The sequence below is a fragment of the Polaribacter uvawellassae genome, assembly GCF_039748955.1.
Lineage (GTDB): Bacteria > Bacteroidota > Bacteroidia > Flavobacteriales > Flavobacteriaceae > Polaribacter > Polaribacter uvawellassae.
In genome coordinates this window covers 498,936-524,112 of sequence record NZ_JBDIZN010000001.1, presented here as the reverse complement: position 1 = coordinate 524,112, position 25,177 = coordinate 498,936, and the positions used below count along the sequence as shown (strand labels likewise).

At 31.7% G+C, this 25,177-nt stretch carries 21 protein-coding genes; 4 read left to right on the top strand and 17 right to left on the bottom strand.

The window, feature by feature from the left end:
- Positions 1 to 5: 5 nt before the first annotated feature.
- From ileS to ABDX67_RS02390, 3 genes are all read right to left on the bottom strand, one after another.
- A complete protein-coding gene (ileS, locus tag ABDX67_RS02400) occupies positions 6 to 3,410 on the bottom strand; it encodes an isoleucine--tRNA ligase (protein WP_347173283.1) in 3,405 nt (1,134 codons plus the stop codon).
- A 119-nt stretch (positions 3,411 to 3,529) separates the two neighbouring features.
- On the bottom strand, positions 3,530 to 4,756 hold the full coding sequence (locus tag ABDX67_RS02395; protein ID WP_347173281.1) for an NAD(P)/FAD-dependent oxidoreductase: 1,227 nt from the start codon (positions 4,754 to 4,756) through the stop codon (positions 3,530 to 3,532).
- Between the two features lie 78 nt (positions 4,757 to 4,834).
- Positions 4,835 to 5,584, bottom strand: a complete 750-nt coding sequence (locus ABDX67_RS02390) for a TerB family tellurite resistance protein (RefSeq protein WP_347173280.1) — start codon at positions 5,582 to 5,584, stop codon at positions 4,835 to 4,837.
- Positions 5,585 to 5,714: 130 nt separating this feature from the next.
- Here ABDX67_RS02390 and ABDX67_RS02385 point away from each other — a divergent pair, with 130 nt between their 5' ends.
- Together ABDX67_RS02385 and ABDX67_RS02380 are read left to right on the top strand one after the other, a co-directional pair.
- Positions 5,715 to 6,125: a BrxA/BrxB family bacilliredoxin gene (locus tag ABDX67_RS02385; RefSeq protein ID WP_347173278.1), complete on the top strand. Its 411-nt coding sequence runs from the start codon at positions 5,715 to 5,717 to the stop codon at positions 6,123 to 6,125.
- A gap of 87 nt (positions 6,126 to 6,212) precedes the next feature.
- Positions 6,213 to 6,869, top strand: a complete 657-nt coding sequence (locus ABDX67_RS02380; RefSeq protein WP_347173276.1) for an HD domain-containing protein — start codon at positions 6,213 to 6,215, stop codon at positions 6,867 to 6,869.
- A 101-nt stretch (positions 6,870 to 6,970) separates the two neighbouring features.
- Here the strand turns inward: ABDX67_RS02380 and ABDX67_RS02375 are convergent, their stop codons facing one another.
- The 4 genes from ABDX67_RS02375 to ABDX67_RS02360 all read right to left on the bottom strand — a co-directional run bounded on the left by ABDX67_RS02375 (position 6,971) and on the right by ABDX67_RS02360 (position 13,301).
- A complete protein-coding gene (locus ABDX67_RS02375; protein ID WP_347173275.1) occupies positions 6,971 to 7,753 on the bottom strand; it encodes an enoyl-CoA hydratase/isomerase family protein in 783 nt (260 codons plus the stop codon).
- A gap of 4 nt (positions 7,754 to 7,757) precedes the next feature.
- Complete coding sequence (locus tag ABDX67_RS02370) at positions 7,758 to 9,173, bottom strand: sensor histidine kinase (protein WP_347173718.1); 1,416 nt, start codon at positions 9,171 to 9,173, stop codon at positions 7,758 to 7,760.
- 47 nt (positions 9,174 to 9,220) lie between these two features.
- Positions 9,221 to 9,688 (bottom strand): hypothetical protein, encoded by a 468-nt coding sequence (locus ABDX67_RS02365; protein WP_347173274.1) that lies wholly within the window; start codon positions 9,686 to 9,688, stop codon positions 9,221 to 9,223.
- 118 nt (positions 9,689 to 9,806) lie between these two features.
- A complete protein-coding gene (locus tag ABDX67_RS02360) occupies positions 9,807 to 13,301 on the bottom strand; it encodes a leucine--tRNA ligase (protein WP_347173273.1) in 3,495 nt (1,164 codons plus the stop codon).
- A gap of 121 nt (positions 13,302 to 13,422) precedes the next feature.
- Between ABDX67_RS02360 and ABDX67_RS02355 the strand changes: the two genes are divergently transcribed.
- On the top strand, positions 13,423 to 14,337 hold the full coding sequence (locus ABDX67_RS02355) for a DMT family transporter (RefSeq protein WP_347173272.1): 915 nt from the start codon (positions 13,423 to 13,425) through the stop codon (positions 14,335 to 14,337).
- A gap of 37 nt (positions 14,338 to 14,374) precedes the next feature.
- On the opposite strand, the gene ABDX67_RS02350 is transcribed toward ABDX67_RS02355, so the two are convergent.
- The 7 genes from ABDX67_RS02350 to ABDX67_RS02320 all read right to left on the bottom strand — a co-directional run bounded on the left by ABDX67_RS02350 (position 14,375) and on the right by ABDX67_RS02320 (position 19,476).
- Complete coding sequence (locus ABDX67_RS02350; RefSeq protein WP_347173270.1) at positions 14,375 to 14,875, bottom strand: porin family protein; 501 nt, start codon at positions 14,873 to 14,875, stop codon at positions 14,375 to 14,377.
- 226 nt (positions 14,876 to 15,101) lie between these two features.
- Complete coding sequence (locus tag ABDX67_RS02345; protein ID WP_347173268.1) at positions 15,102 to 15,626, bottom strand: DUF2911 domain-containing protein; 525 nt, start codon at positions 15,624 to 15,626, stop codon at positions 15,102 to 15,104.
- Between the two features lie 7 nt (positions 15,627 to 15,633).
- Complete coding sequence (locus tag ABDX67_RS02340) at positions 15,634 to 16,164, bottom strand: DUF2911 domain-containing protein (RefSeq protein ID WP_347173266.1); 531 nt, start codon at positions 16,162 to 16,164, stop codon at positions 15,634 to 15,636.
- 104 nt (positions 16,165 to 16,268) lie between these two features.
- Complete coding sequence (locus ABDX67_RS02335; protein ID WP_347173265.1) at positions 16,269 to 16,388, bottom strand: FeoB-associated Cys-rich membrane protein; 120 nt, start codon at positions 16,386 to 16,388, stop codon at positions 16,269 to 16,271.
- Positions 16,388 to 18,502 (bottom strand): ferrous iron transport protein B, encoded by a 2,115-nt coding sequence (feoB, locus tag ABDX67_RS02330; RefSeq protein ID WP_347173263.1) that lies wholly within the window; start codon positions 18,500 to 18,502, stop codon positions 16,388 to 16,390. Before feoB ends, ABDX67_RS02335 begins: the two co-directional genes overlap by 1 nt.
- Positions 18,503 to 18,505: 3 nt before the next feature.
- Positions 18,506 to 18,730, bottom strand: a complete 225-nt coding sequence (locus tag ABDX67_RS02325; RefSeq protein ID WP_347173261.1) for a FeoA family protein — start codon at positions 18,728 to 18,730, stop codon at positions 18,506 to 18,508.
- A gap of 65 nt (positions 18,731 to 18,795) precedes the next feature.
- Positions 18,796 to 19,476 carry an SCO family protein gene (locus ABDX67_RS02320; RefSeq protein WP_347173259.1) on the bottom strand — a complete coding sequence of 227 codons (681 nt, stop codon included), beginning with the start codon at positions 19,474 to 19,476 and terminating at the stop codon, positions 18,796 to 18,798.
- 171 nt (positions 19,477 to 19,647) lie between these two features.
- Between ABDX67_RS02320 and rseP the strand changes: the two genes are divergently transcribed.
- Positions 19,648 to 20,997 (top strand): RIP metalloprotease RseP, encoded by a 1,350-nt coding sequence (gene rseP, locus ABDX67_RS02315; RefSeq protein WP_347173258.1) that lies wholly within the window; start codon positions 19,648 to 19,650, stop codon positions 20,995 to 20,997.
- 324 nt (positions 20,998 to 21,321) lie between these two features.
- Here the strand turns inward: rseP and ABDX67_RS02310 are convergent, their stop codons facing one another.
- From ABDX67_RS02310 to ABDX67_RS02300, 3 genes are all read right to left on the bottom strand, one after another.
- Positions 21,322 to 23,136 carry a TonB-dependent receptor plug domain-containing protein gene (locus ABDX67_RS02310; protein ID WP_347173256.1) on the bottom strand — a complete coding sequence of 605 codons (1,815 nt, stop codon included), beginning with the start codon at positions 23,134 to 23,136 and terminating at the stop codon, positions 21,322 to 21,324.
- Between the two features lie 146 nt (positions 23,137 to 23,282).
- On the bottom strand, positions 23,283 to 23,471 hold the full coding sequence (locus tag ABDX67_RS02305; RefSeq protein ID WP_347173255.1) for a hypothetical protein: 189 nt from the start codon (positions 23,469 to 23,471) through the stop codon (positions 23,283 to 23,285).
- A 61-nt stretch (positions 23,472 to 23,532) separates the two neighbouring features.
- Positions 23,533 to 25,161, bottom strand: coding sequence for a flotillin family protein (locus tag ABDX67_RS02300; RefSeq protein WP_347173253.1), 1,629 nt, complete (start codon positions 25,159 to 25,161; stop codon positions 23,533 to 23,535).
- Positions 25,162 to 25,177: the final 16 nt, after the last annotated feature.

Below are 25,177 nucleotides of genomic sequence, written 5' to 3'. Positions count from 1 at the left end.
AACTCTTACATTTTATTAATTAATATTCTACTTTTGATGTTGTCGAATTCAATTTCTATACCATCGTTTAATGAATCCACAAAAACCATTTCTTGAGTTAATGTTTCACTCATAATATACGCTTTATTTTCTAATACCGATTCTTGTAAATTTTGATAATTCAATACTGTAAGTTGTATCTTATCTGTAACTTCAAAACCAGAATCTTTACGTAAATTCTGAATTCTATTTACCAATTCTCTGGCAATTCCTTCTTTGCGTAAATCCTCAGAAATTGTAACGTCTAAAGCAACAGTTAATCCGTGTGCATTTGCAACTAACCAACCTTCTATATCTTTAGATGAAATTTCTACATCTGAGATTTCCAAATGTATCAATTTTTCGTCAATTTTTATAGAAAGTTCTCCATCTTTTTCGATGTTGATAATATCTTCTTGACTAAAGTTTTGAATTGCATTAGAAATCAATTTCATATCGCGTCCAAACTTTGGCCCCAATGTTTTAAAATTTGGTTTAATTTGCTTCACCAAAATACCTGAAGCATCATCTAACAACTCTATTTCCTTTACGTTTACTTCGTGTTTTATCAAATCAGAAACTGCTAAAATCTCCTTCTTTTGTTGTGCATCTAACACCGGAATCATAATTTTTTGCAATGGCTGACGCACTTTAATCTTTTCTTTTGCTCTTAATGACAACACTAAAGATGAAATGGTTTGTGCATTTTCCATTTTTCGTTCTAAAGAAGCGTCAATAAATGATGCATCAAAAGTTGGAAATTCTGCTAAATGTACCGATTCAAAATTCTCTTTTTTGGTTGTATATATTAAATCTGTGTACAATCTGTCCATAAAAAATGGAGCAACTGGCGCACTTAATTTTGCGACAGTTAACATACACGTGTACAAAGTTTGATATGCAGAAATTTTATCTTGTTCGTATTCGCCTTTCCAAAAACGTCTTCTACACAATCTTACATACCAATTACTTAGGTATTCTTGCACAAAATCAGAAATTGCTCTGGTTGCTTTTGTTGGTTCGTACTCTGCATAAAATACATCTACTCTTTTTGTAAGTGAATGTAATTCTGATAATATCCAACGATCTATTTCTGGTCGTTCGTTTAACGGAACATCTGCTTCTGAATACGTGAAATTATCAATATTTGCATACAAAGTAAAAAACGAATACGTGTTGTATAATGTTCCGAAGAACTTACGACGCACCTCTGCAATTCCTTCTAAATCAAATTTTAAATTATCCCACGGATTTGCATTGCTAATCATATACCAACGCGTTGCGTCTGCTCCGTAAGTTTCTAAAGTTTTAAAAGGATCTGTTGCATTTCCTAAACGTTTAGACATTTTTTGTCCGTTTTTATCCAAAACTAAACCGTTAGAAACTACATTTTTATACGCAACAGAATCAAAAACCATCGTTCCGATTGCATGTAATGTGTAAAACCAACCTCTTGTTTGATCTACGCCTTCTGCAATAAAATCTGCTGGATAAAACTCTTTATTGTCTATTAATTCTTTGTTTTCAAACGGATAATGCCATTGTGCATACGGCATAGAACCTGAATCGAACCAAACATCAATTAAATCACTTTCGCGTTTCATTGGTTTTCCTGAAGTAGAAACTAAGGTGATTTTATCAACTACATTTTTATGTAAATCGATTTTATCATAATTTTCTTCAGACATATTTCCAACTTCAAACTCGGCAAAAATATCCTCAGACATCACACCTGCATCAACAGCACGTTTCATTTCTGATTTCAATTCCTCAACAGAACCGATAATAATTTCTTCTTTACCATCTTCTGTTCTCCAAATTGGCAAAGGAATTCCCCAAAAACGAGATCGAGATAAGTTCCAATCATTGGCATTTTTTAACCAATTTCCAAAACGACCGGTTCCAGTTGCTTCTGGTTTCCAGTTAATTGTTTCGTTCAATTCGTGCATTCTTTCTTTTACATCTGTTACCTTGATAAACCAAGAATCTAACGGATAATATAAAATAGGTTTGTCTGTTCTCCAACAATTTGGATAACTGTGCACATATTTTTCAACCTTAAAGGCTTTGTTTTCTGTTTTTAATTTGATAGCCAATTCTACATCAACAGATTTCTCTGGAGCTTCGCCATCATTGTAATATTCGTTTTTTACATATTTACCAGCAAACTCACTCAATTCTGGTCTAAATTTTCCTTGTAAATCTACTAACGGAACCGGATTCTCGTTATCGTCTAAAACTAATAAAGGCGGAATTTCTGGAGTTGCTTGTTTTGCAACCAATGCATCATCTGCTCCAAAAGTTGGTGCTGTATGTACAATTCCTGTTCCGTCTTCTGTAGTCACAAAATCTCCTGAAATTACTCTAAAAGCGTTTTCTGGATTTTCGTATGGCAACGCATATTTTAATAGTTGCTCGTATTTAATTCCGACTAAATCTTTTCCTTTGAATTCGTTTAAAACTAAATATGGAATTTTCTTATCACCTTCTTTATAATTGTTTAACTCTTCAACACTTTCAGCAGCTTTAAATTTTCCGCTAAATTGTTTTCCTACTAAATTTTTTGCCAACACAACTTTTGTTGGCTCAAATGTATATTGATTAAAAGTATCAACTAACACATAATCAATCTTTGATCCAACTGTTAAAGCTGTATTACTCGGCAAGGTCCAAGGAGTTGTTGTCCAAGCTAAAAAGTGTACATCGCCATCCACTTGTAAAAATCCTGGCAATGTGTTTTTTATCGTTTTAAATTGCGCTACAACTGTTGTATCTGTAACATCTTGATAGGTTCCGGGTTGATTTAATTCGTGAGAACTTAATCCTGTTCCTGCTTTTGGAGAATACGGCTGAATTGTATAGCCTTTGTACATCAATTTTTTGCTGTAAATTTGCTTTAACAACCACCAAACAGATTCCATGTATTTTGATTTATAGGTTATATATGGATCTTCCATATCTACCCAATAACCAACCTTTTTGGTCATGTCATTCCAAATATCCGTATAACGCATTACTGCTTTTTTACACGATTCGTTGTATTCTTCAACAGTAATTTTGGTTCCAATATCTTCTTTGGTAATTCCCAATTCTTTTTCTACGCCTAATTCTACCGGTAAACCATGCGTATCCCAACCAGCTTTACGCTTAACTTGAAAACCTTTCATGGTTTTATAGCGCGGAAAAATATCTTTTATAGCACGCGCTAAAACATGATGAACTCCTGGCAAACCGTTTGCCGAAGGTGGCCCTTCAAAAAACACAAATGGTTCGTTTCCTTCACGTGAAGTGATACTCTTTTCGAAAATGTTATTTTCTTCCCAAGATTGTAAGATTTCGTCTGCAACTTTTGGTAAGTCAAGTCCTTTATATTCAGCAAATTTTGCGCTCATTATTTTGTGCTCTTTATTGGAAGTGCGAAATTAAGGATTTTCTTGGATTTTGAGAGTCTATTGTATAAAAAAACATCTTTTAGAAGATGTTTAGTGTTTATGTTTGTAAAAAATGAAAGCTAAAACTTTTCCCCTTTTATAAAAGAGCTAAACTTTAAGGCGATTATTTGAAATACTCTACCAAAAACCTTGTTGTATTTGAAATTAAATAAACTCTGAATCAAATCGTTAATACTAAACTTTTGATGAAAATATTTAACCCTATTCTCAATTTGATAATCTGTATACCTGCTATACATTCTTCTTCCAGAAAATTCACTAAGTCTCCATTTTAAAAGCTTTTTCCTTCTCCATTTTCTACGATACTTAGAAAAATCTGTACTTCCTTTTGTTAAATACTCATCAATATATTGACATGCTAAATCTGCTGTTTGCATTGCGTACCTAATTCCTTCACCTCCTCGAGGATTAATTGCAGAAACTGAATCTCCGACTGCAATAACTTTATTATGATAAAACTTATCTTTCAATCCAGCACTATACCTTAATATTCCGCCATGTTTATCAAGTATTTTGAAATTCTTAGTTTTTATATATTCAGCAATAATTTTTTCTGTGATTTTTTTAGTGGTTTTATTTGTTTTTTCTTGATCTTTTGACTTTATATGTGTCTTTCCTGCTCCCACTTTTAGAATCCGATTTTCCATAGGAAAAATCCATGAATATCCTTTGATTGCCCATTTATGCCCTAAAAAGAAAACAAGCTTGTTTTTGTACTCGTCATATACTTCTTGCTCAACCTCAATTAAGTATTCTGTTCCGCTACCAAGAACCATTTGAGGTTGTTCTTCTTTCTCATCATACATAACTTTTCTTAAAGGCCCAGTTGCATCTACAACTATCTTCGCTTCTGCTTTCACAATTTCTGAAGTTTCAGTATTTAAGAGTTCAACATAAACAACATCTTTAATCACTTCCTTTTTAAGGTAGCGATGTCCCATCAATACGGTTCCTCCATGAGCAACACAATCATCTGCTAAAAACTGACGTAATTTTTTAAAACTTAAGACAACTCCTTTAGCCGACTCTCCTTTCCAATGATATTTTTCTTTGGAGCATTGGATAATAATATCACTCCAATACGCACCAATAATAGAGTCGGGAAGGTCAAATTCTTTAAGAGGCTCGAAAGTCATCCCTGCACTAGAAAAATCATTTTGACTGAAATCTTGGCTACGTTCAACTAACAAAACATTATGACCTTTTTTTGCAAGGTTTCTAGAAGCTTGTCCACCGGCAGGACCACCTCCTATTACAATAACATCATAAACATTTTTAGTATTCATATTTGTAAAGTTCTAGTATTTACACTTGTAAAGTGTAGAAGAGTTGTATATTTTTTTATATATATGAAAGCACATGGATTAAATAATTCCGCGTTCTTTTTTAATCTTCTCATAGGCATTCTGTATCTGTAAAAACTTTTCTTCTGCGCCTTTGATATGTTCTAGTCCTAAATCTTGCAATTTATCTGGATGATATTTTTTTGCCATTTTTCGATAGGCTTTTTTAAGCTCATCATCCGAAGATTCTTTTGTGATTTCTAATATTTTATATGCGCTATCAGATTCATCATAAAACATTGCTTTGATAGATTCATAATCGTACTGATTGATGTTTAAATACCCAGCAATTTTTTTGATTTCCTCTACTTCAGAACCTGTTACAAATTGATCTGCTTTTGCAATTCCGAATAAAAAATGAATCAATTGCAATCTTGAAGCATGCGGCATATTCTGACGTATTTGTACACAAACTTGATGTGCAGAAACATCTTTCTTAATAATTCCTTTAAATAATTTAAATGCACGGTTTGCGCGTTCTTTTCCGTACATTCCTACAAACTGAGTTCTTACAAAATCTAACTCGCGTTGATCTACTTTCTTATCTGCTTTTATAACAACAGAAGCTAAAATTAGTAAACTAATTTCAAAATCTCCAGATTGTGTATTTCCAGAAGTTCTTCCAGAATTACTTTCTTGAAATTCTTTTAAAATATCATCTTTAGAAAATCCATCAACAAAGCTTCCAACTGCAAACCCAATAATACTTCCAATCGGTCCGCCCAACGTAAATCCTAATCCTGCTCCTAACCATTTGGTAAAATTCCCCATTCAATTATCGTTTTAAAAAGCTTCAAAGATACATATAATTGCTTTCTATAAAAGTTAACAATTTGTTAGTTTCTGTTTGTTTTGTTTCCTGATTTTTATCTGTATCTTTGTACCTTAAAATTTATAGATTATGTACCCAGAAGAATTAGTAAAACCAATGCGCGACGAATTAGTAAACGCTGGTTTTGAAGCTTTATATACTGCCGAAGATGTTGATACTGCTTTAGCAAAAGAAGGAACCACTTTAGTAATGGTAAACTCAGTTTGTGGTTGTGCTGCCGGAACAGCAAGACCTGGAGCAATTGCTTCTTTAGGAGCAGATAAAAAGCCAACAAACTTAACTACTGTTTTTGCAGGTGTAGAAAAAGAATCTACGCAAAAAGCAAGAGAATATATGATTCCTTTTCCTCCATCTTCACCAGCAATTGCATTGTTTAAAGATGGTAATTTAGTGCACATGTTAGAGCGTCATCATATTGAAGGAAGATCTGCTCAAGCAATTGCACAAAATTTAGCACAAGCTTACGACGAGTTTTGTTAATCTAATTTAGATTGATAGACTTTTTGATAAAAAGATTATTAGATAAAAACCACGTTGATTAACGTGGTTTTTTTTTATTTTTATCCGATGAACAAACCACAAATTATAAAAAACACCATTGCTTTTGTAAAAGAAACATTGAAAGGCGCTGAAGGTGGACACGATTGGTTTCATATAGAACGTGTTTATAAAAATGTTTTGTTGATTGCTAAAGATGAAAATGTTGATGAATTTATAGTTGCTCTTGGTGCTTTGTTACACGATATTGCCGATGCAAAATTTTACGATGGCGATGAAGCTATTGGTCCAAAAATAGCAAGAGAGTTTTTAGAAAATCAACAAGTTGATGAAGCTGTAATTTTACACATCGAAAATATTATCAATTTTATTTCTTTTAAATCTAGTTTAGAAAAAGGAGAAAAGTTTACCTCGCCAGAATTAGATGTAATTCAAGATGCAGACAGATTAGACGCCATTGGCGCTATCGGAATTGCACGTTGTTTTAATTATGGCGGATTTAAAAATAGAGCATTATACAATCCAGCAATTGCTCCGAATTTAGAAATGTCTAAAGAAGAATATAAAAAATCGGATGCGCCAACAATCAATCATTTTTATGAAAAATTGTTGCTATTAAAAGATAAAATGAATACTTCTACAGGACGACGAATCGCTGCTGATAGGCATTTATATATGGAGCAGTTTTTAGAGCAATTTTATGCAGAATGGAATGGTCTAAAATAAGATTCAAGATTCAAGATTGCTTTGTTATTGCTAGGCTCGAAGCAATCTCATCATTATAAAAAGATTGCTTCGTCATTCTTCCTCGCAATGACAACATTTTTTTATTTTCCTGGAAAATCTGCTCTTCTTTTTTCTAAAAACGCCGTTGTTCCTTCTTTAAAATCTTCGGTTCCAAAACAATTTCCGAATTCAGTAATTTCTGTTTCAAATCCGTTTACACCATCTTTATAATTATCATTTATTGCTTTGATTGCTGAGCTAATGGCAACAGTAGAATTTCTTGATATTTTATTAGCTAACTTCATTGCTAAAGGCAACAATTCTTCTTGTGTTGTAACATGGTTTACCAATCCGAAGTTATTTGCTTCTTCAGCAGAAATCATTCCGGCAGTCATTACCATTTCCATGGCTCTTCCTTTACCAACTAATTGCGCCAAACGTTGTGTGCCTCCATAACCAGGAATTACGCCCAAAGAAACTTCTGGTAATCCCATTTTTGCGTTGTCTGAAGCAATTCTAAAATGACTTGCCATTGCTAATTCTAATCCGCCACCAAGAGCAAAACCGTTTACCGCTGCAATAACTGGGGTTGATAAATTCTCAACAAAATCAAACAAAATTTCTTGTCCGTTTCTAGCTAAATCTTCGCCTTCTTCAACAGAAAAATGAGCAAACTCAGAAATATCTGCTCCAGCCACAAAAGCTTTTTCTCCACTTCCGGTAACAACAATTGTTTTTACAGCATTGTTTACATCCAACTCGTTAAAAGCTTCATGTAATTCTTCTATGGTTTCTATGTTTAATGCGTTTAATTTTTTTGGTCGATTAATCGTAATAATTGCACAACCATTTTCAATAGTAATTAGTAAGTTTTTGTACTGCATATTTTTAATTTTTTGGAAGCGTTACGGTAAATGTTGTTCCTTTTTCTTTTGTAGAAACAAAATTTATGGTTCCGTTATTGGCTTCAATAATCTTTTTTATAATTGCTAAACCTAATCCCATTCCGCTAGATTTAGTTGTAAATTTTGGTTCAAATATGAGTTCTTTTACTGCATCATCAATTCCTTTTCCATTATCCGTCACAGCAATTTTTATGGTATTATTTTCTGATGAAACATGAACCTCAATTTTTGGATTTTCTGTTTGCTCTACTGCTTGACTTGCGTTTGTAATTAGGTTGGTAACCACTCTAATTAATTGTGATTTATCAAGATTTGCAATCAAAGAATCATCTGTAAAAGAGTATGAAATATAGTCTTCATTAAAAATGTCTAATGCATGTTTTACAACTTCAATTACATTAATTTCTTCTTTATTTTGTATTGGCATTTTAGCAAAATCAGAAAATGCTGATGCAATTGAGCTCATTACATCTATTTGCTGAATTAAAGTTTGACTAAATTCAGTTAATTTTTCTTTGATATTTGGATCTGCTGGATCAAATTTTCGTTCAAAACTTTGTACCGATAATCGCATTGGAGTTAACGGATTTTTAATTTCGTGAGCAACTTGTTTTGCCATTTCTCGCCAAGCTTGTTCTCGTTCACTTTGTGCTAATTTTGATGCACTTTCTTGCAGCTCGTCAATCATTCTATTGTACGCATTAACCAACGTGCTAATTTCTGATCCTCCAGAACTAAATTCTATCTTTTCGTTTCGTTTATTTAATTTGGTTTTATGAATCTTGTCAGAAATTGTTTTGATAGACCTTGTAATATAACTCGATAAGAAATAAGCCAATGCAATGGCTATTACAAACATAAATAAATATACGTATGCCAATCGCATCATAAACTCTCTCAACTCCTTTTCTTCTTCATAATTATCTTGAGAAAACTTTAATTCTAGAACGCCAATCCTCTTAAATTTTAAATCGGTGATGTAAGTATAAGAAGTTTCGTTGCTAATACTATTAACAACCACATTACTAAAAACTCTGTGCGACGGAAGTGTTTCTAAATCTTCTAAAATCTGCCCAGATAATGCTTGTTCTTCCTTTGTTGTGTCGAAAGAATTTATAGTATTTGATGTAATAAGTAAGTTTCCTTCTAAATCAAAAATAGAAATGTTTAATTTGTGCGTTGTTGAAATTTCGTAAATTCTATGTTGAAAAATTTTAGTTAAATTTTCTGTAGTAAGCGGTTCTCTTGTTTCTCTTTTAAGTTCAAAATCTATGCTCGATAAAACAGACTGTTCTTTTCTACCAAAACGAGAAATATTATAATCTATGGTTTGTTCGTTGTATTGATAAATAGTAACCCCAGCAATTAAAATTGATGCCAATAACACCAATAAAATCATCGCTAAGAAAATACGAATTCGTAAGGATATGTTTTTAAAAATAGACACTATTTTAGAGCTTGAATACGTTTAGTTTTCATTGTTAAAAAATCATCAAAAGAACCATCGTTATCCCAATCAAATTTACTTTTTCCTATAAATCCTTCTGCTGTTTTTTTAATGTGATAAGAAACCTTTACGTCTCTACCGCCATAAAAATACTCAATATATAAAGAATCTTTTTTTACTTTCCATTTTCCCGTTGATTCTTCTTTTTTTTCTCCTTCTGGGTTGATATACCAAGCAGAAAAAGTACCATCTTTATTATATTTAGATTGTGCTCTTCTCGGTGGATTATTTTTAAAATCATCTTCGAAAACAAATGTAGAATCTGATTTCTGAAATGTACTCATCTCAATTTTTAAATAAGATGTTTCCCAAGAATCTACCATATATTCTTTGATTGATTTTTCTTGAGAACAACTTACAAAAAGCATTCCGAAAACGCCAATAAATAAAAGCAATTTCATTTTCATTTTAGATATTTTTTAAGTGTACAAGATACTCAAAATAAAAAAGCCATTACAAATAGCGTAATGACTTTCATTTTTTTTCTCCACAAACAAACTAAATGCCAAAAGCAAACTACGTGTGCTAGCCGACGATGTTTATGATTTTACCCGGAACAATAATCACCTTTTTTGGCTCTCGCCCTGCGAGTTGCGCGATTGTTTTTTCGTGTGCCATTACTATTTTTTCAATTTCTTCTTTTGATAAATCTAAAGGAAGTTCTAGTGTAAAACGCATTTTTCCGTTAAACGAAACCGGATAATTCTTCACACTTTCTACCAAATATTTTGCATCAAAAACAGGAAAATTGGCCATTGCAATAGATTCTTTATTTCCTAACAAACTCCATATTTCTTCTGCAATATGCGGTGCATAAGGAGATACTAAAATTGCCAAGGGTTCTAAAATGGCACGCTTGTTACATTTTAACGCTGTTAACTCGTTTACTGCAATCATAAAGGTAGAAACCGACGTATTGAAAGAAAAATTCTCAATATCTTCTTCTACTTTTTTAATGGTTTTATGCAATACTTTTAATTCCTCTGGTGTTGGTGCTGCGTCAGAAACCTCAAAGGTTTCTCCGTTAAAATACAGTTTCCATAATTTTTTTAAGAACGATGAAACTCCAGAAATACCAGAAGTTTTCCAAGGTTTTGCTTGTTCTAACGGACCTAAAAACATTTCGAACAAACGCAAACTATCTGCGCCATATTCTTCACAAATAGCATCTGGATTTACAACATTGTATTTCGATTTTGACATTTTTTCGATTTCGCGGCCAACTTTATAAACCCCATCTTCTAAAATGAATTCTGCATCTTTATAATCTGCATTTAAAGGATGATTTTTAAACCCTTCAACATCTAATTCATCTGAAGCGTTCACTAAAGAAACGTCAGCATGTAAACTTATTTCTGGATATGAAATTTTAACACTAATTCCTTTAACTCCTAAATCTTTATTCAGCTTTTCACTATACGATTTTTCTTTCTCTTTAATTATTTCCAATATTTCATCTGAGAATTTATTTGAAAATTTAAAACCTTCCCATAATCCATTAGAAATAAATATTGGGTACTTAGAAATATATTTAGAAATTATTTCATGATCTAATTCTTTATTTAAGTTTTGATACATTATCTCCATTTTTCTTACAAAAGCACTCGTCCCCAAAATCATTCCTTGGTTGATTAGTTTTTTTGCAAACTCATCTACCGGAACAATGCCTTTATCAAACAAGAATTTTTGCCAAAAACGCGCGTACAATAAATGTCCGGTTGCATGTTCAGAACCGCCAATATATAAATCAACTTCTTTCCAATACTCCAACGATTCTTTGCTTGCAAATTCCTCAGAATTTTGCGAATCCATATAACGGTTAAAATACCAAGAACTTCCTGCCCAACCTGGCATGGTGTTTAATTCTAAAGGATATACTGTTTTGTTTTTCAACTTTTCGTTGCTTACAACTTTCTTAGCACGAGAATCCCAAGCCCATTCTGTTGCGTTTCCTAAAGGCGGTTTTCCGTCTTCAGTTGGCAAATACTTTTCTACTTCTGGCAATACAATTGGCAAGTATTTCTCGTCAATCATTTGCGGCATTCCGTCTTTATAATATACTGGAAAAGGTTCTCCCCAATACCGTTGTCTGCTAAACACAGCATCACGCAAACGGTAGTTTATTTTTCCTTCGCCAAATCCACGTTTTTCTAGTTCGTAAATGGCTAATTTCATCGCTTTTTTGTACGATAAGCCATTTAAGAAATCAGAATTTGCAATTACAGTTCCCTCTTTATCTACATGCGCAGCTTCAGAAATGTCTACGTTTTCAAAAATATTCGGAATAGTTAAGCCTTCTGCTTCAAAATGTTTTGCAAAATCATAATCACGTTGATCTCCACAAGGAACTGCCATAACTGCTCCTGTTCCGTAGTTTGCTAAGACGTAATCTCCAATCCAAATCGGAATTTGTTTTCCCGTAAACGGATGAATTGCATATGCGCCAGTAAAAGCACCAGAAATGGTTTTTACATCTGCCATTCTATCGCGTTCAGAACGTTTTGCAGTTGCTTTAACATAGGCTTCAACTTCTGCTTTTTGAGCATCCGTTGTAATTTTAGAAACCAATTCGTGTTCTGGAGCTAATGTCATAAAACTTACTCCGAAAATTGTATCTGGACGTGTTGTGAAAACGCTAATCCTATCCCTCTGTCCCTTTCCAGAGGAAAGAGAGGTTGATTCCGTTTCTTTTGAACTATTTTGTTCAAGTTTTGAAAGTAGAAATGCTTGATTACTTAATTCTGAATCTATTTTAGATAAAACAGCATCAATATTACCAATTACTTCTTCATTTTTAAATCTGATCACTTTAAAACCAGATTTTTGTTCTAATTCTAAAGTTCTAGCTTCATCTTTTTCTAATTGATAGTCATGTATTTTTCCATCAACTTCAATAATTAACTTCTTTGACAGACACACAAAATCAACAATAAAATCATTAATTAAATGTTGCTGTCTAAATTTAGTTTTTAATTTTTTTCCTTTTAAAGATTTCCACAAAATAGCTTCTGCAGGAGTTGGATTTGCCCTCATTTCTTTCGCTTTTTCAAGCAATAAGTAAGAGTTATTTCCGCCAGTCATATAACCTGGTGTTTTTTTAGAGTCAGCATGCGCTCCCTTTCCTTCGGAAAGGGCTGGGGATAGGATTTCAAAGTTTACTAATGCTCCAACTGATTTTCCAATCCAATTAGTTTGAGAATCTTTTAAGGGTTGTGGCCAATCTATAGTTTCTAATCCGTCTAATAAACGTTGTGCGTATGCAGAAATTCGCATCGACCATTGTGTCATTTTTTTTCTGACAACAGGATGACCTCCACGTTCTGAAACTCCGTTTACAATTTCGTCATTTGCTAAAACTGTTCCTAAAGCCGGACACCAGTTTACTTCTGTATCCGACAAAAATGTCAATCGATATTGTAATAAAACTGCTTCTTGTTCGGCTTTTGTAAAAGCTTTCCATTCATCCGCAGTAAATGGTTTTATGTCTTCATCACAAACTGCGTTTACTGTTGCGTTTCCGTCTTTTTTAAAGATTTTAATCAACGTAGAAACATCTTCTGCTTTGTCGGTATCTTTGTTGTACCAAGAATTGAACAATTGGATAAAAATCCACTGAGTCCATTTGTAATATGCAGGATCTGAAGTTCTCACTTCACGAGACCAATCAAACGAAAAACCGATTCTATCTAATTGTCTTCTGTATGTTTTTATGTTTTCTTCTGTAGTTTTAGCTGGGTGTTGCCCAGTTTGAATTGCATATTGTTCTGCTGGCAAGCCAAAAGAATCATATCCTTGCGGATGCAACACATTAAAACCTTTATGACGTTTGTAACGCGCATAAATATCACTAGCAATATATCCTAACGGATGCCCAACATGCAAACCCGCTCCAGACGGATACGGAAACATATCTAACACATAATATTTAGGTTTTTCTGATTCATTACTGGCTTTAAAAGTTTGGTTTTTATCCCAAAACTCTTGCCATTTCTTTTCTATCTCAATATGATTGTATTGCATGTGATTTTCTGCTTTTTAGAAGCGCCAAAGTTACAGTTTATTACTAAAAGATTAAAGTAAAATACTTGTGAAATAAAATCGGTAAAAATGTTCGTTATTTGTAATGCAAATTTTTACCATTTTGAAAAACAATATTGCAAAAGCCCATCTGGCTTTATTAGGTGCTAATCTTATTTACGGTGCAAATTATATTATTGCAAAAGGCATTATGCCCAATAAAATTGGTCCATCTGCTTTTATTTTTTTACGAATTGTTGGTGCCGGAATTTTATTTTGGGTTATCAAATCTTTTATCAAAGAGAAAATAAATAAGAAAGATTTTCCACTTTTAATTTTATGTGGATTGTTAGGTGTTGCTACCAATCAATTATTGTTTTTTCATGGATTAAATTTAACATCACCCATTGATGCTTCTATTATTATTACCGCAATTCCGATTGTTGTATTGGTTTTTAGTGCAATTCTGTTAAAAGAAAAAATCACACCCAATAAAATTATCGGAATTACAATTGGTGGAGTTGGCGCTGTTTTATTAGTTTGGTATGGAAACAAAGCCGAAGGAACCAGTTCATTTATAGGAAATCTATTGATTTTTTTAAATGCCTGTTCTTATGGTTTGTATTTGGTTTTGGTAAAACCTTTAATGAAAAGATACAATTCGTTAACCGTTATTAGCTGGGTCTTTTTATTTGGATTCTTATTTATGTTGCCATTCGGAATGCCAGATATTTTACAAACAGACTTTACGGCATTTACAGCAGAAACCTATGCAACAATTGCATTTGTGGTAATCGGAACAACATTTTTAGCCTATCTTTTTAATATTTACGCATTAAATTATGTGTCGCCTTCTGTAAACGGAAGTTATGTGTATTTACAACCTGCAATTAGTTTTATAATGGTAAGTGTGTATGCCTATGCTTTTGGTAAAACTGAATATGCACAAGATATAAATCCAATAAAAATTATAAGTTGTTTTTTAGTGATTTTTGGTGTGTATTTGATAAGTAAAAAAACCAAAAAGCCTCTTAATTAAAAATTAAAAGGCTTTAAAATGTTTCTTTTTTATAATCTTAAAATTGATACCCTAATGACATTTGGAAAACTCCATTTTTAACATCTGGAGTTTCGGTAATTGCAATTAATCCTAAATTATATCTTGTTTGAAAGAAAATACCATTTTCTAATTTATATCCTAAACCAAAATTAATATTTAAATCAAAGTTTTCTGCGTTTGTATTTGCTGTAGCTGCATTATTATTATCAGAAATTAATTCATCCTTTACTAAAAAAGAAAATTGAGGGCCCGCTTCTAAAGAAAATCCTTCAGCGATATAATATTTGGCCATAAAGGGCAAAGTGATGTAATTTAAATCATAAATAAAATTTCCTCTCGACTTTGCTCCTTGTTGAGAATATAACAGTTCTGGTTGTAAAGAGAATTTTTCTGTTAAAAGAATTTCTGCGGTTACACCTAAAACAAATCCTGTTTTAGAATCAAGGTTGTCTTGATTGCCATTTACAGAAGAAACATTCATTCCAATTTTTGTGCCTAATGTAACCTTCTTGCGCATTAATTGTTGCTGCAAATCCGACTGCGAAAATTGCAATCCATACTTTTTTAATCATTTTAATTTATTTTTTATTTGTTACCCATAAGACAATTGTTATGCCAATTTGTTACTCTTAAAATGAACTATTTTTAATAAAAAAACTAACTTCTTGAGAGTATGTAAATTAAAAGCATAAAAAAAATCCGAAAACGATGTTTCGGATTTTATAAATTTATTTGATAATTACTTATTTTACTGGAACAGTTACTACTGTATTTCCCCATCCTATATGCATATCTCCTTTTGAAAAAGTAATTGCTAATGCTTCTACAGTTTTAGAACCCTTTGTTACTTTTCCTGTTACTCTCACAACATCTTGACTTTCCTTATAAGAAAAATGACCCCAAACATTAACATCTTTGTTTATGATAATTGTCCACTCTGTTTCTCCAGGAATAGCAAACATTGAATATGTTCCTGCTTTCACTGATTTACCTCCAAAAGTTACATCTTTATAAAAAATAATTTCTGTTGCTTCGTTAGCACCTAGTCTCCAAACTTTTCCTTGCGGAGCTAATTTTGAAAGACTTCTTCCCTTTAATTGTGGTCTACTGTATATTACTTTCACTGTAGGTGGAGCATTACGACTTTCTCTTTTAATTGCAATATCTGCTGGACTTTTATCTAATCCAGGAAATTTCTGAGCTGTAGTTTCATTTGAAAACAATACTGCTATTGTAAATAATGCAATTACTAAAATATTTTTTTTCATCTTTATATTATTTAATAGTTACTTTAACAACGGTATATCCCCAACCCATGTATAAATTCATGTCATCATCAAATGTCATAGAAAAAGCTTCTATAGGCGCCATACTAGACATTACTTTTCCTTTAACCCTAACAACATCTTCAGTTTCTTTATAAAAATAAGCACCCCAAACATTTTTGGCTGAACTTAAAACAATGGTCCATTCTTTTTCTCCAGGAATTGTAAATAAAGAATATGTACCTGCACTCACAGATTTTCCTCCAAATTTTACATCTTTATAAAAAGTAATTTCAGTTGCTTGATTTGCTCCTGTTCTCCACATTTTTCCTTCTGGAACTAGTTTTGTGATATTTCTACCATTTAATTGAGGTCGGCTATATACAACTTTTACTATTTTATTTGAGTTTTTATAGTCTGATGGAAATGCAGCTGCATCCATAGGACTCTTATCTAAAGGATCAAATTTTTGCGCAGTTGTTTCGTTTGAGAATAATACTGCTATTGCAAATAATGCAATTACTAAAACATTTTTTTTCATGATATTATATTTTGATTAGTTTGTATCTATGTCTCCAAAAATACATTTTCTTACATTAACAATCAATTACTTTTTTGTTAAGCGTAAAATTTATGAATTGGCTATTAGCATTTTCCGCAACCAGAACCACAAGAAGCATCTTCTTTTTTAGACTTAAAAATAAATTTTTTTGCTAAAAAATAAATGGCTGCGGCAAGAATTATATATACGATGATTTGTTGCATTAACTAAAAATTGTAAATGTTATAAATGATGCTACATAAGCTAAAATTCCCATACCAATTAATTGTGCCATTGGCCATTTCCAAGATTTTGTTTCTCTTTTTACAACAGCCAAAGTTCCCATACATTGCATGGCAAATGCATAGAAAATTAATAACGACATACCAACTGCAAGATTGAATCTTTTTTCTCCAGTTTCTGGATTTATCTCAGCTCGCATTCGTTGTTTTATTGTACTATTATTTTCGTCGTCGCTTTCAACACTATAAATGGTTGCTAAAGTTCCAACAAAAACTTCTCTTGCAGCAAAAGAACTTATCAATGCAATTCCTATTTTCCAATCGTAACCAAGTGGTTTAATTGCAGGTTCTATGGCTTTACCCATAATTCCTATATAAGAATTTTTCAATTTCTCTGAAGAAATTTTATGCTGAATTTCTGCTGGCGATAAATTACTATTCTCAATGTTATTGGTAATATTTTCCTCTACGTTGTTAAAAGAATCTGGACCGTTTGATGCTAAAAACCATAACACAATAGAAATTGCTAAAATTATTTTTCCTGCTCCAAAAACAAATGCTTTTGTTTTTTCGATTACATCAAAAACTACATTTTTTATGGATGGTAATTTATAATTTGGCATTTCTGCAACAAAAAAAGAGGTGCTTTTTACTTTTAATACTTTATGCAACATAAAAGCTGAAATAATTGCAATTGCAAATCCTAAAATATACAAACTCAATAAAGTAAAACCTTGTAAGCTAAAGTAACCAAAGAGTTTCTTATCTGGAATTACCAACGAAATTAATATTGCATACACTGGTAATCTTGCAGAACAGGTTGTAAATGGAGTTACTAAAATTGTAATTAAGCGCTCTTTCCATCCAGAAATTGTTCTTGTTGCCATAACTGCCGGAATTGCACATGCTGTTCCAGAGATTAACGGAATTACACTTTTACCACTCATTCCGTAACGACGCATAATTTTATCCATCAAAAAAACAACACGACTCATATAACCGGTTTCTTCTAAAATGGCAACAAATAAAAATAAAATAGCAATTTGTGGAATAAAAATTACGACTCCGCCAATTCCAGGAATAATTCCGTCTGTAATTAAATCTCTTAAAACTCCGGCACTCATCTGCTTGGTAACAAACTCACTTAAATTTGCAAACTGAGCGTCAATAAAATCCATTGGAACGGTAGACCAATCAAAAATTGATTGAAAAATCAAGAGTAAAATTCCGAAGAAAATTACATAACCAAATATTTTATGCGTAAAAACTTTGTCTAATCTTCCTCTTAAATCTTTGGCTTTTGTACGATCTAATAGGTACGTTCTTTTTAAAATTTCATTGATTTGTTTATATCGATGAATGGTTTCTTTATGCTGATATCTTTTTACTCTAGAAATATCTTGTGTAAACTCTAAAAGCTTTGTTTTTTCTTCTTCTGTAATAGAATCTGGAAAATTATTTTGAGTAATCATTAACCATAATTCGTACAAAGTGTGGTTTGGACTTACTGCTTTTAATTGTTTAAAATAATCTCCATCAATTTTATGATTTATTGAACATAAAGGATGCGTTGTAGAAACTTCTGCGCAATTTTCTATGGCTTTTTTTACTTTATCTATTCCAATATTTTTTCTTGCGCTAATTAAAACAACTTCTGTTTGAAGCTCTTTTTGCAAGGTTTCAACATCCAATGAAATTCCTTTTCTATCCATTTGATCTGACATGTTAATTGCCAAAATAATTGGAATTTCTAAGTCTTTTACTTGAGAGAATAAAAAGAGATTTCTTTTTAAATTTTCGATATCTGCAACCACAACAATAATATCTGGAAAATCTTTATCTGTTGTGTTTAATAATGATGTAAGTACAATACTTTCGTCTACAGACGTTGGATTTATGCTATACGTTCCTGGTAAATCTGTAATTATTGCAGTTCTATTGTTAGATAATTTACACGTTCCTAGTTTTTTATCTACTGTTACTCCAGGATAATTTCCAACTTTTTGTGTTAAACCAGTAAGTTGATTGAATAAGGAAGTTTTTCCTGTATTAGGATTACCAATTAAAGCTACTTTTATGGGTTTAATGTTCTCCATAATTTAGCTTTTAATGATTTTTATCTGTGCAGCCATTTCTTTTCTGATTGCTAAATGACTTCCGTTTACACAGATATATAATGGATCTTTTAATGGAGCAACTTGTAATAACTCTACCTCAACTCCAGGTAAACATCCCATTTCCAATAATTTAAGCGGAATAACATCTAACGATTCCTCAGAAATAATTCCGATTTCTCCTTTAACTAAAGTTGCTATTGTGTTCAAGAATCCTTGTTTTAAGACCACAAAGATAGGAATTTAGAATGATTCTAAAGAAGAAAAAATAGTTATTATTTACGTTTATACTCTTCTTTTAATAAAGCAATATCTTCTATAATTTTTTGCATGTCTTCTTTCTCTGTTCCGTCATAATATCCACGGATTCTTCTTTCTTTATCAACCAAAACAAACTGTTCTGTGTGTATAAAATCATTTTCATCTCCATTTCCTTCATCCAACACAGCAAAATAACTTTTTCTTGCCAATTCGTAAATGTGTTTTTTAGCACCTGTTGTTACATTCCATTTTCCATCAATAACACCTTTGTTTATTGCATAAGCTTTTAAAACAGAAACGCTATCTATTACCGGAGTTACAGAATGAGACAAGAACATAATATCGGCATCATTTTTATAATATTCTTGTAATTCGCTCATATTATACGCCATTGCAATACAGATTGTTTGGCAACGTGTAAAAAAGAAATCGGCAATATAAATTTTGTCTTTATACGTAGCGTTGGTAATGGTTTCTCCGTTTTGATTTGTCAAGCTAAAATCTGAAATTGTATGATTATTTTGAATGTGTTTTACAGAAGCATCTACCAATTTTGGATTTACATCCGAAGGACTATAAACTGGTAATCTTTTATCTACAGTTAATAAATTGTAAAAAACCGTTAATGCAATTAAAGAGAAAACTCCAAAAATAATTAGAAATGAAAGCGATTTTTTAACTGAAAAAAAACTCATTTTAGACTTGTTTTGAAGTAACAAAATTACGCCTTATTCCTATTAAAATAAAGTAAAACATAAGAATTTGAAATAAATCTTTGTTAAAAAAGAACAATTGAACTCTTTTGCTATTTTACAACTCTTATTAAAAACGTACATTTGTCCGATTAAAAAAAGAAAAAATACTACATGGAAATATTAATTAAAGCATCTCAATTCATATTAAGTTTATCATTGTTGATTGTTTTACATGAATTAGGGCACTTTATACCAGCAAAATTATTTAAAACCAGAGTAGAAAAATTCTACTTGTTTTTTGATTATAAATTTTCGATTCTTAAAAAGAAAGTTGGCGATACTGTTTACGGAATTGGTTGGATTCCGCTTGGTGGATATGTAAAAATATCTGGAATGATTGATGAAAGTATGGACACCGAACAAATGGCTTTACCGCCTCAACCGTGGGAATTTAGGTCTAAACCAGCTTGGCAACGTTTAATAATTATGTTGGGTGGAGTAATCGTAAATTTTGTACTTGGTATTTTTATTTACATTATGTTAATGTACTCTTATGGTGAAAACTATTTACCAAATAAAAATGTAAAAGGAGGCGTTTGGGTACAAGATTCTTTAGCAACTTCTTTGGGTTTAAAAACTGGTGATAAAGTGTTGACTATTGACGGAAATGAAATTAGAAAATTTGCCAATTTACCAATAGAATTTATCAACGGAAATAATTATACTATCGAAAGAAATGGTGATATTTTAGAAAAAGAAATTCCAATTGATTTTATTTCTAAATTAATAGAAAGAGGCAAAAACGAAGGTTCTTTTTTATTACCAAGGTATCCTTTTATGATTGGAAAAGTTTCTGCAGAATCGCCAAATATAAACGGAGAATTAAAAGTAAAAGATATTGTTGTTGGTATAAACGGTACACCAATTACATATTTTGATGAAGCTGAAGCTATCCTTAAAAATTATAAAAATCAAGAAATTACGATATCCGTAAAAAGAGGAAACGAAACAAAAGATATTTCTGTAAAAACAACTACAGAAGGAGCTCTAGGTGTACAACTTGCAAATTTATCTGTTTCAGATATTTCTAAATTAGGATATTACGATTTAGAAAATATTCAATATACTTTTGCAGAAGCAATTCCTGCCGGATTAAATAAGTCTTGGAGTACATTAACAGGTTATGTTAAACAATTAAAGAAAATATTTAATCCAAATACCGGAGCTTATAAAGGTTTAGGTGGATTTATTTCTATTGGAAGTATTTTCCCGTCAGAATTTAGCTGGCAAACATTTTGGAACATTACAGCATTCTTATCAATTATGTTAGGTTTTATGAATTTATTACCAATTCCGGCTTTAGATGGTGGCCACGTTGTGTTTACACTTTGGGAAATGATAACTGGTAAAAAACCTGGAGATAAATTTTTAGAATATGCACAAATTGTAGGATTTATATTATTAATAATGTTGCTATTATTTGCAAACGGAAACGATGTATATAGATGGCTTTTTAAATAAAACCTTTTTATATAAATTAAAAAAACTCTTGATTTCTCAAGAGTTTTTTTTTGCTTTTATTTTTAAAGGTATATTAAAAAATGAAAGCCATATATAATACTGCCCACATTTAGCACACTCATAACTCTTTGTATTAGGCACATACTTATATATACTATAACGCGGAATTCTATGTCTAGAATGTGATTTACAGCTAGGACAATATTTCATAATCGGGGAACAAATATTTGGCGTAAAGGTATAACTAATTACACTGTTAAAAATAAGTAGTAATACGTATATTGATTTCTGAAAATAGAAAAATTATCTATCTAATAATGATTATTAAAACTTATAATTTATATCAATTAAAAAGTTTGCTTTTGGCATTGGCACTAAATTAGTTTCGGTGTAAACAGTATCAAAAATATTGTTTCCAATAAGCGATACATCAAAACGATTTAGGTTTAAAGTAAGCATAAGATCTACAATTCCATAACTTTCTCCGGTAGATCTCTCAGAGAATTTATAAACAACACTTTGACTTACATTTTTAAAGAATTGAGATCTAAATGTGGTTGTAAAATGATGTTTTAAAGAGTTGATAGAATATCTAGAAAAAGCTGCACTTACAGCTTCTAAGTTTTCATCTAAATACGTATAACCAAAAGAAAGGTTTTGAGTAAAATCTTTCACTTTGTAACGAAACGATCCGTTAAATTCAACTCCAAATGAGTTTAAATCTTGAATGTTTGTTGCTTGCCATTTATCGTTTGCATTTGCCTTTACATAATCTATTAAATTATTAGAATCTCTGTTAAAAACGGCTGTAGAAAAATCAAATTTTGACGATGTATATTTAATTCCTAATTCTTCAGAAATTGCTTCTTCTGGATTTAAATTCGCGTTTCCTAAAGTGGTTGGATCGCTATAAAATAAATCTGTGTACGTCGGAATTCTGTATGTATAACCAGCATTTGCATACACTTTAAAATTATCGCTAATAGTATAACCAACATCAACTCCTGGAAAAGCATGAAACTTAAAATCTGAAAAATAATTAATGGCAACGCCTGGCGTAATATCCATTTTATCATTAAATAATTTAAAGCGATGTTCTAAAAATAAATTTGCCATAAATCGATCTCTAGAACCTAAATTATTACTTGTTAAAAACACTTTTGCAACATCGATTCCAAAACCTGTAATACCAGCTGAAGAATTGTACGATGCGTTTAACTCAGCGCCAATTTTATTAGAAATATGTAAGTTTCTATATCCTGCCGGATTGCTTCGAGTATACAAATACATATCTTGATTCCGTTTCCAATAAAAACGTGGTTTTAAAGTAAGTTTATTGTTTTTAATTGTTGTTGATAAACCTACCAAACTAGATTGTGTTTCTTCGTATTGATTAATTGCTGATGGCGAAGCGTAAAATCCGTTTGCACCAAAATTTCTTTCGGTAAAATATCCAATAAAATCAATTGGTGTATTGTTTTTATTGAATGTGTTTTTTATAAAATAATTCTGATTTTTAAAATCTGTATTATGTCGATAACCATCAGAAGAATTTAAAGATGCGTGAACAATAATCGAACTATTATCAAGGTTTTTACCAACGGTAATTGCTGCATTTTTCTGACCAAAAGAACCTGCTTGAACTCCAACTGAATTTACATTGCTTGCGTCTTTTTTGGTAACAATATTAATAGCTCCAGTAAATGCATTTTGACCAAAAATACGAGCAGCTGCTCCTTTAATAATTTCTACTCGCTCAATCACATCAAGTGGCAATGCCATGTTCATTGTATGATGTCCTGTTTGTGGGTCTTCAACTTTAATTCCGTCAATTAATAACAATGTTTGATCAAAACTACCGCCACGAATATACAAGTCAGATTGCATTCCGCTTACACCTCTTCTTCTTACATCAACACCTGCAACTTGTTGCAATAAGTCTGCAATATTTGTAACAGCGCTTTCCTTTATTTGTTTTGCGGTAATTACTAAAATTGTTCTAGAGTTTTGTTTAAAAGGTAGATCTATTCTGCTAGAAGAAATTACTACCGTATCTAATTGAACTGTTTTTTCTTGAGCAAATGTATAACTTGTTAACAACAAAACTACTGCTACTATAATGTGTTTTTTAATGTTCATGCCTATGATTTTTCATCGGCAAAAGTAAAAAAATAGCTGAGAGTATACTCTAAAAAACACACTTTTCTGTTTTTGTTGATTATCTTAATTTTATTTTCTAATAATCAAGATTTTAATCTGAATTTGCATTAAAAACAGTTTCACAATCATTGCAAATTAGTTTTGTGAATCAACAATTTTACACCTCCAATTGCCTGACTTAACAAAGGATCTGAGTCAATTGTTTTTTCATCCATCAACATTGTTCTAATACCTTCAGAATCTAATTTAGATTTTAATAGTTGTGCTTCTGTAGAATACTCGAAAACGGCTAAAATGATGTAATCTTCTCGCATTGATTTCTTTTAAATTATTTTCAAAAAAAATTCCGCTATAAAAGCGGAATTTAATTAATCCTTATTTTGGGTCTTCAGAAGTAGTCTCATCAGTTTTATTAGATGGATTTTCTGTATCTACTTCAGTTATTTCTTTTCCTTTTAAATAATCTGGCAATTGCATTCCTGCCATATTAAACATTTCTTGTAATGGTGGAACCGATTTATACATTCCAGAAATAAAGTTAGACGTAGATGATTTTCCATCTTTTCCTCCGCCATTTTCCCAAACAGTAACTTTATCAATTTTAATATTTTTAATCGCTTCTGCTTGTAGTTTTACCAATTCTGGCAACTTATCAGCAATTAATAAAAGAGCTGCGTTTTGAGAATTGTTTCCTGCTGCTTTTACAATTTGATCAAAACCAGCTGCTTGTTTTGTTAAAACCTCAAACAAACCATTTGCTTCTGCTTCTGCTTTTAAGAAAATTGCATCAGCTTCTCCTTTTGCTATTCTTCTAATATTTTCTGCTTCTGCTTCTGCATCAATTTCTACTTTACGCTTATCAATTTCTGCAGGAACAATAACATCTGCCATTTGAGAAGATCGCTCACGTTCTGCCCTTGCAGATTCAGCTCTTTGTTCTGCTGCATAAGATTCTTCTAAAGCTTTTGCTGCTTGTACTTTTTCAGATGCAATTGCTCTTTTTTCTGCTTCGGCTTCTTTTTCTCTTCTTAAAGCATCAGATTCTGCTATAGATATTTTAGCAATATTTTCCCCATCAATAGCACGTGCATTTGCTTCGGATGTTTTAATTCTTTCTTCCTTTAATGCTTCAGCTTCACCAATTTTAGCTAAGGCAATTGCACTTGCTGTTTGTACGCGTTCATTTTGATTTGCATTTGCTTCGCCAATTTTAGCTTGTGCATTTGCTGCTGCAACCTGAGTCCTTTCTTTTTGATTTGCGTTTGCTTCACCAATTTTTGCCTTAGCATAAAGTTCTGCAACCTGCGTTCTTTCATCTTGTACTGCATTTGCTTCACCAATAGAACCATCTCTAGTTTTTTCTGCAACCGATTTTCTTGCTGCGTTAATTGCGTGTGCTGCTGCTTCCTTTCCTAATGCTTCAATATATCCAGATTCATCAACAATATCTGTAATATTTACGTTGATTAATTTTAAACCAACTTTCTTTAATTCTGATTCTACACTTTGAGAAATGTTTGTTAAAAACTTATCTCTGTCAGAATTAATTTCTTCAATATCCATCGATGCAACTACTAAACGTAATTGCCCAAAAATAATTTCTTGTGCTAAATCTTGAATTTCATTTTGCCCTAAACCTAACAAACGTTCTGCAGCATTTTGCATAATGCCTGGTTCTGTAGAAATACCAATTGTAAACCTAGAAGGTACATTTACACGAATATTTTGTTTAGAAAGTGCGTTTACTAGATTTACCTCAATAGATATTGGTGTTAAATCTAAAAATTGATAATCTTGAATTACAGGGAAAATAAAAGCGGCTCCTCCATGAATACATTTTGCAGATTGCCCTCCACTAACTTTTCCATAAACAACAAGAATTCTATCAGACGGACATCTTTTATATCTCTTTATTAAAGTAATAATTAGTATAAATATAAATAGAATTGCAATTCCAATTCCGATTACTCCTGCAGAGGATTCTAATTGTTGTATTATCATCATTTTTATCATAGCTATC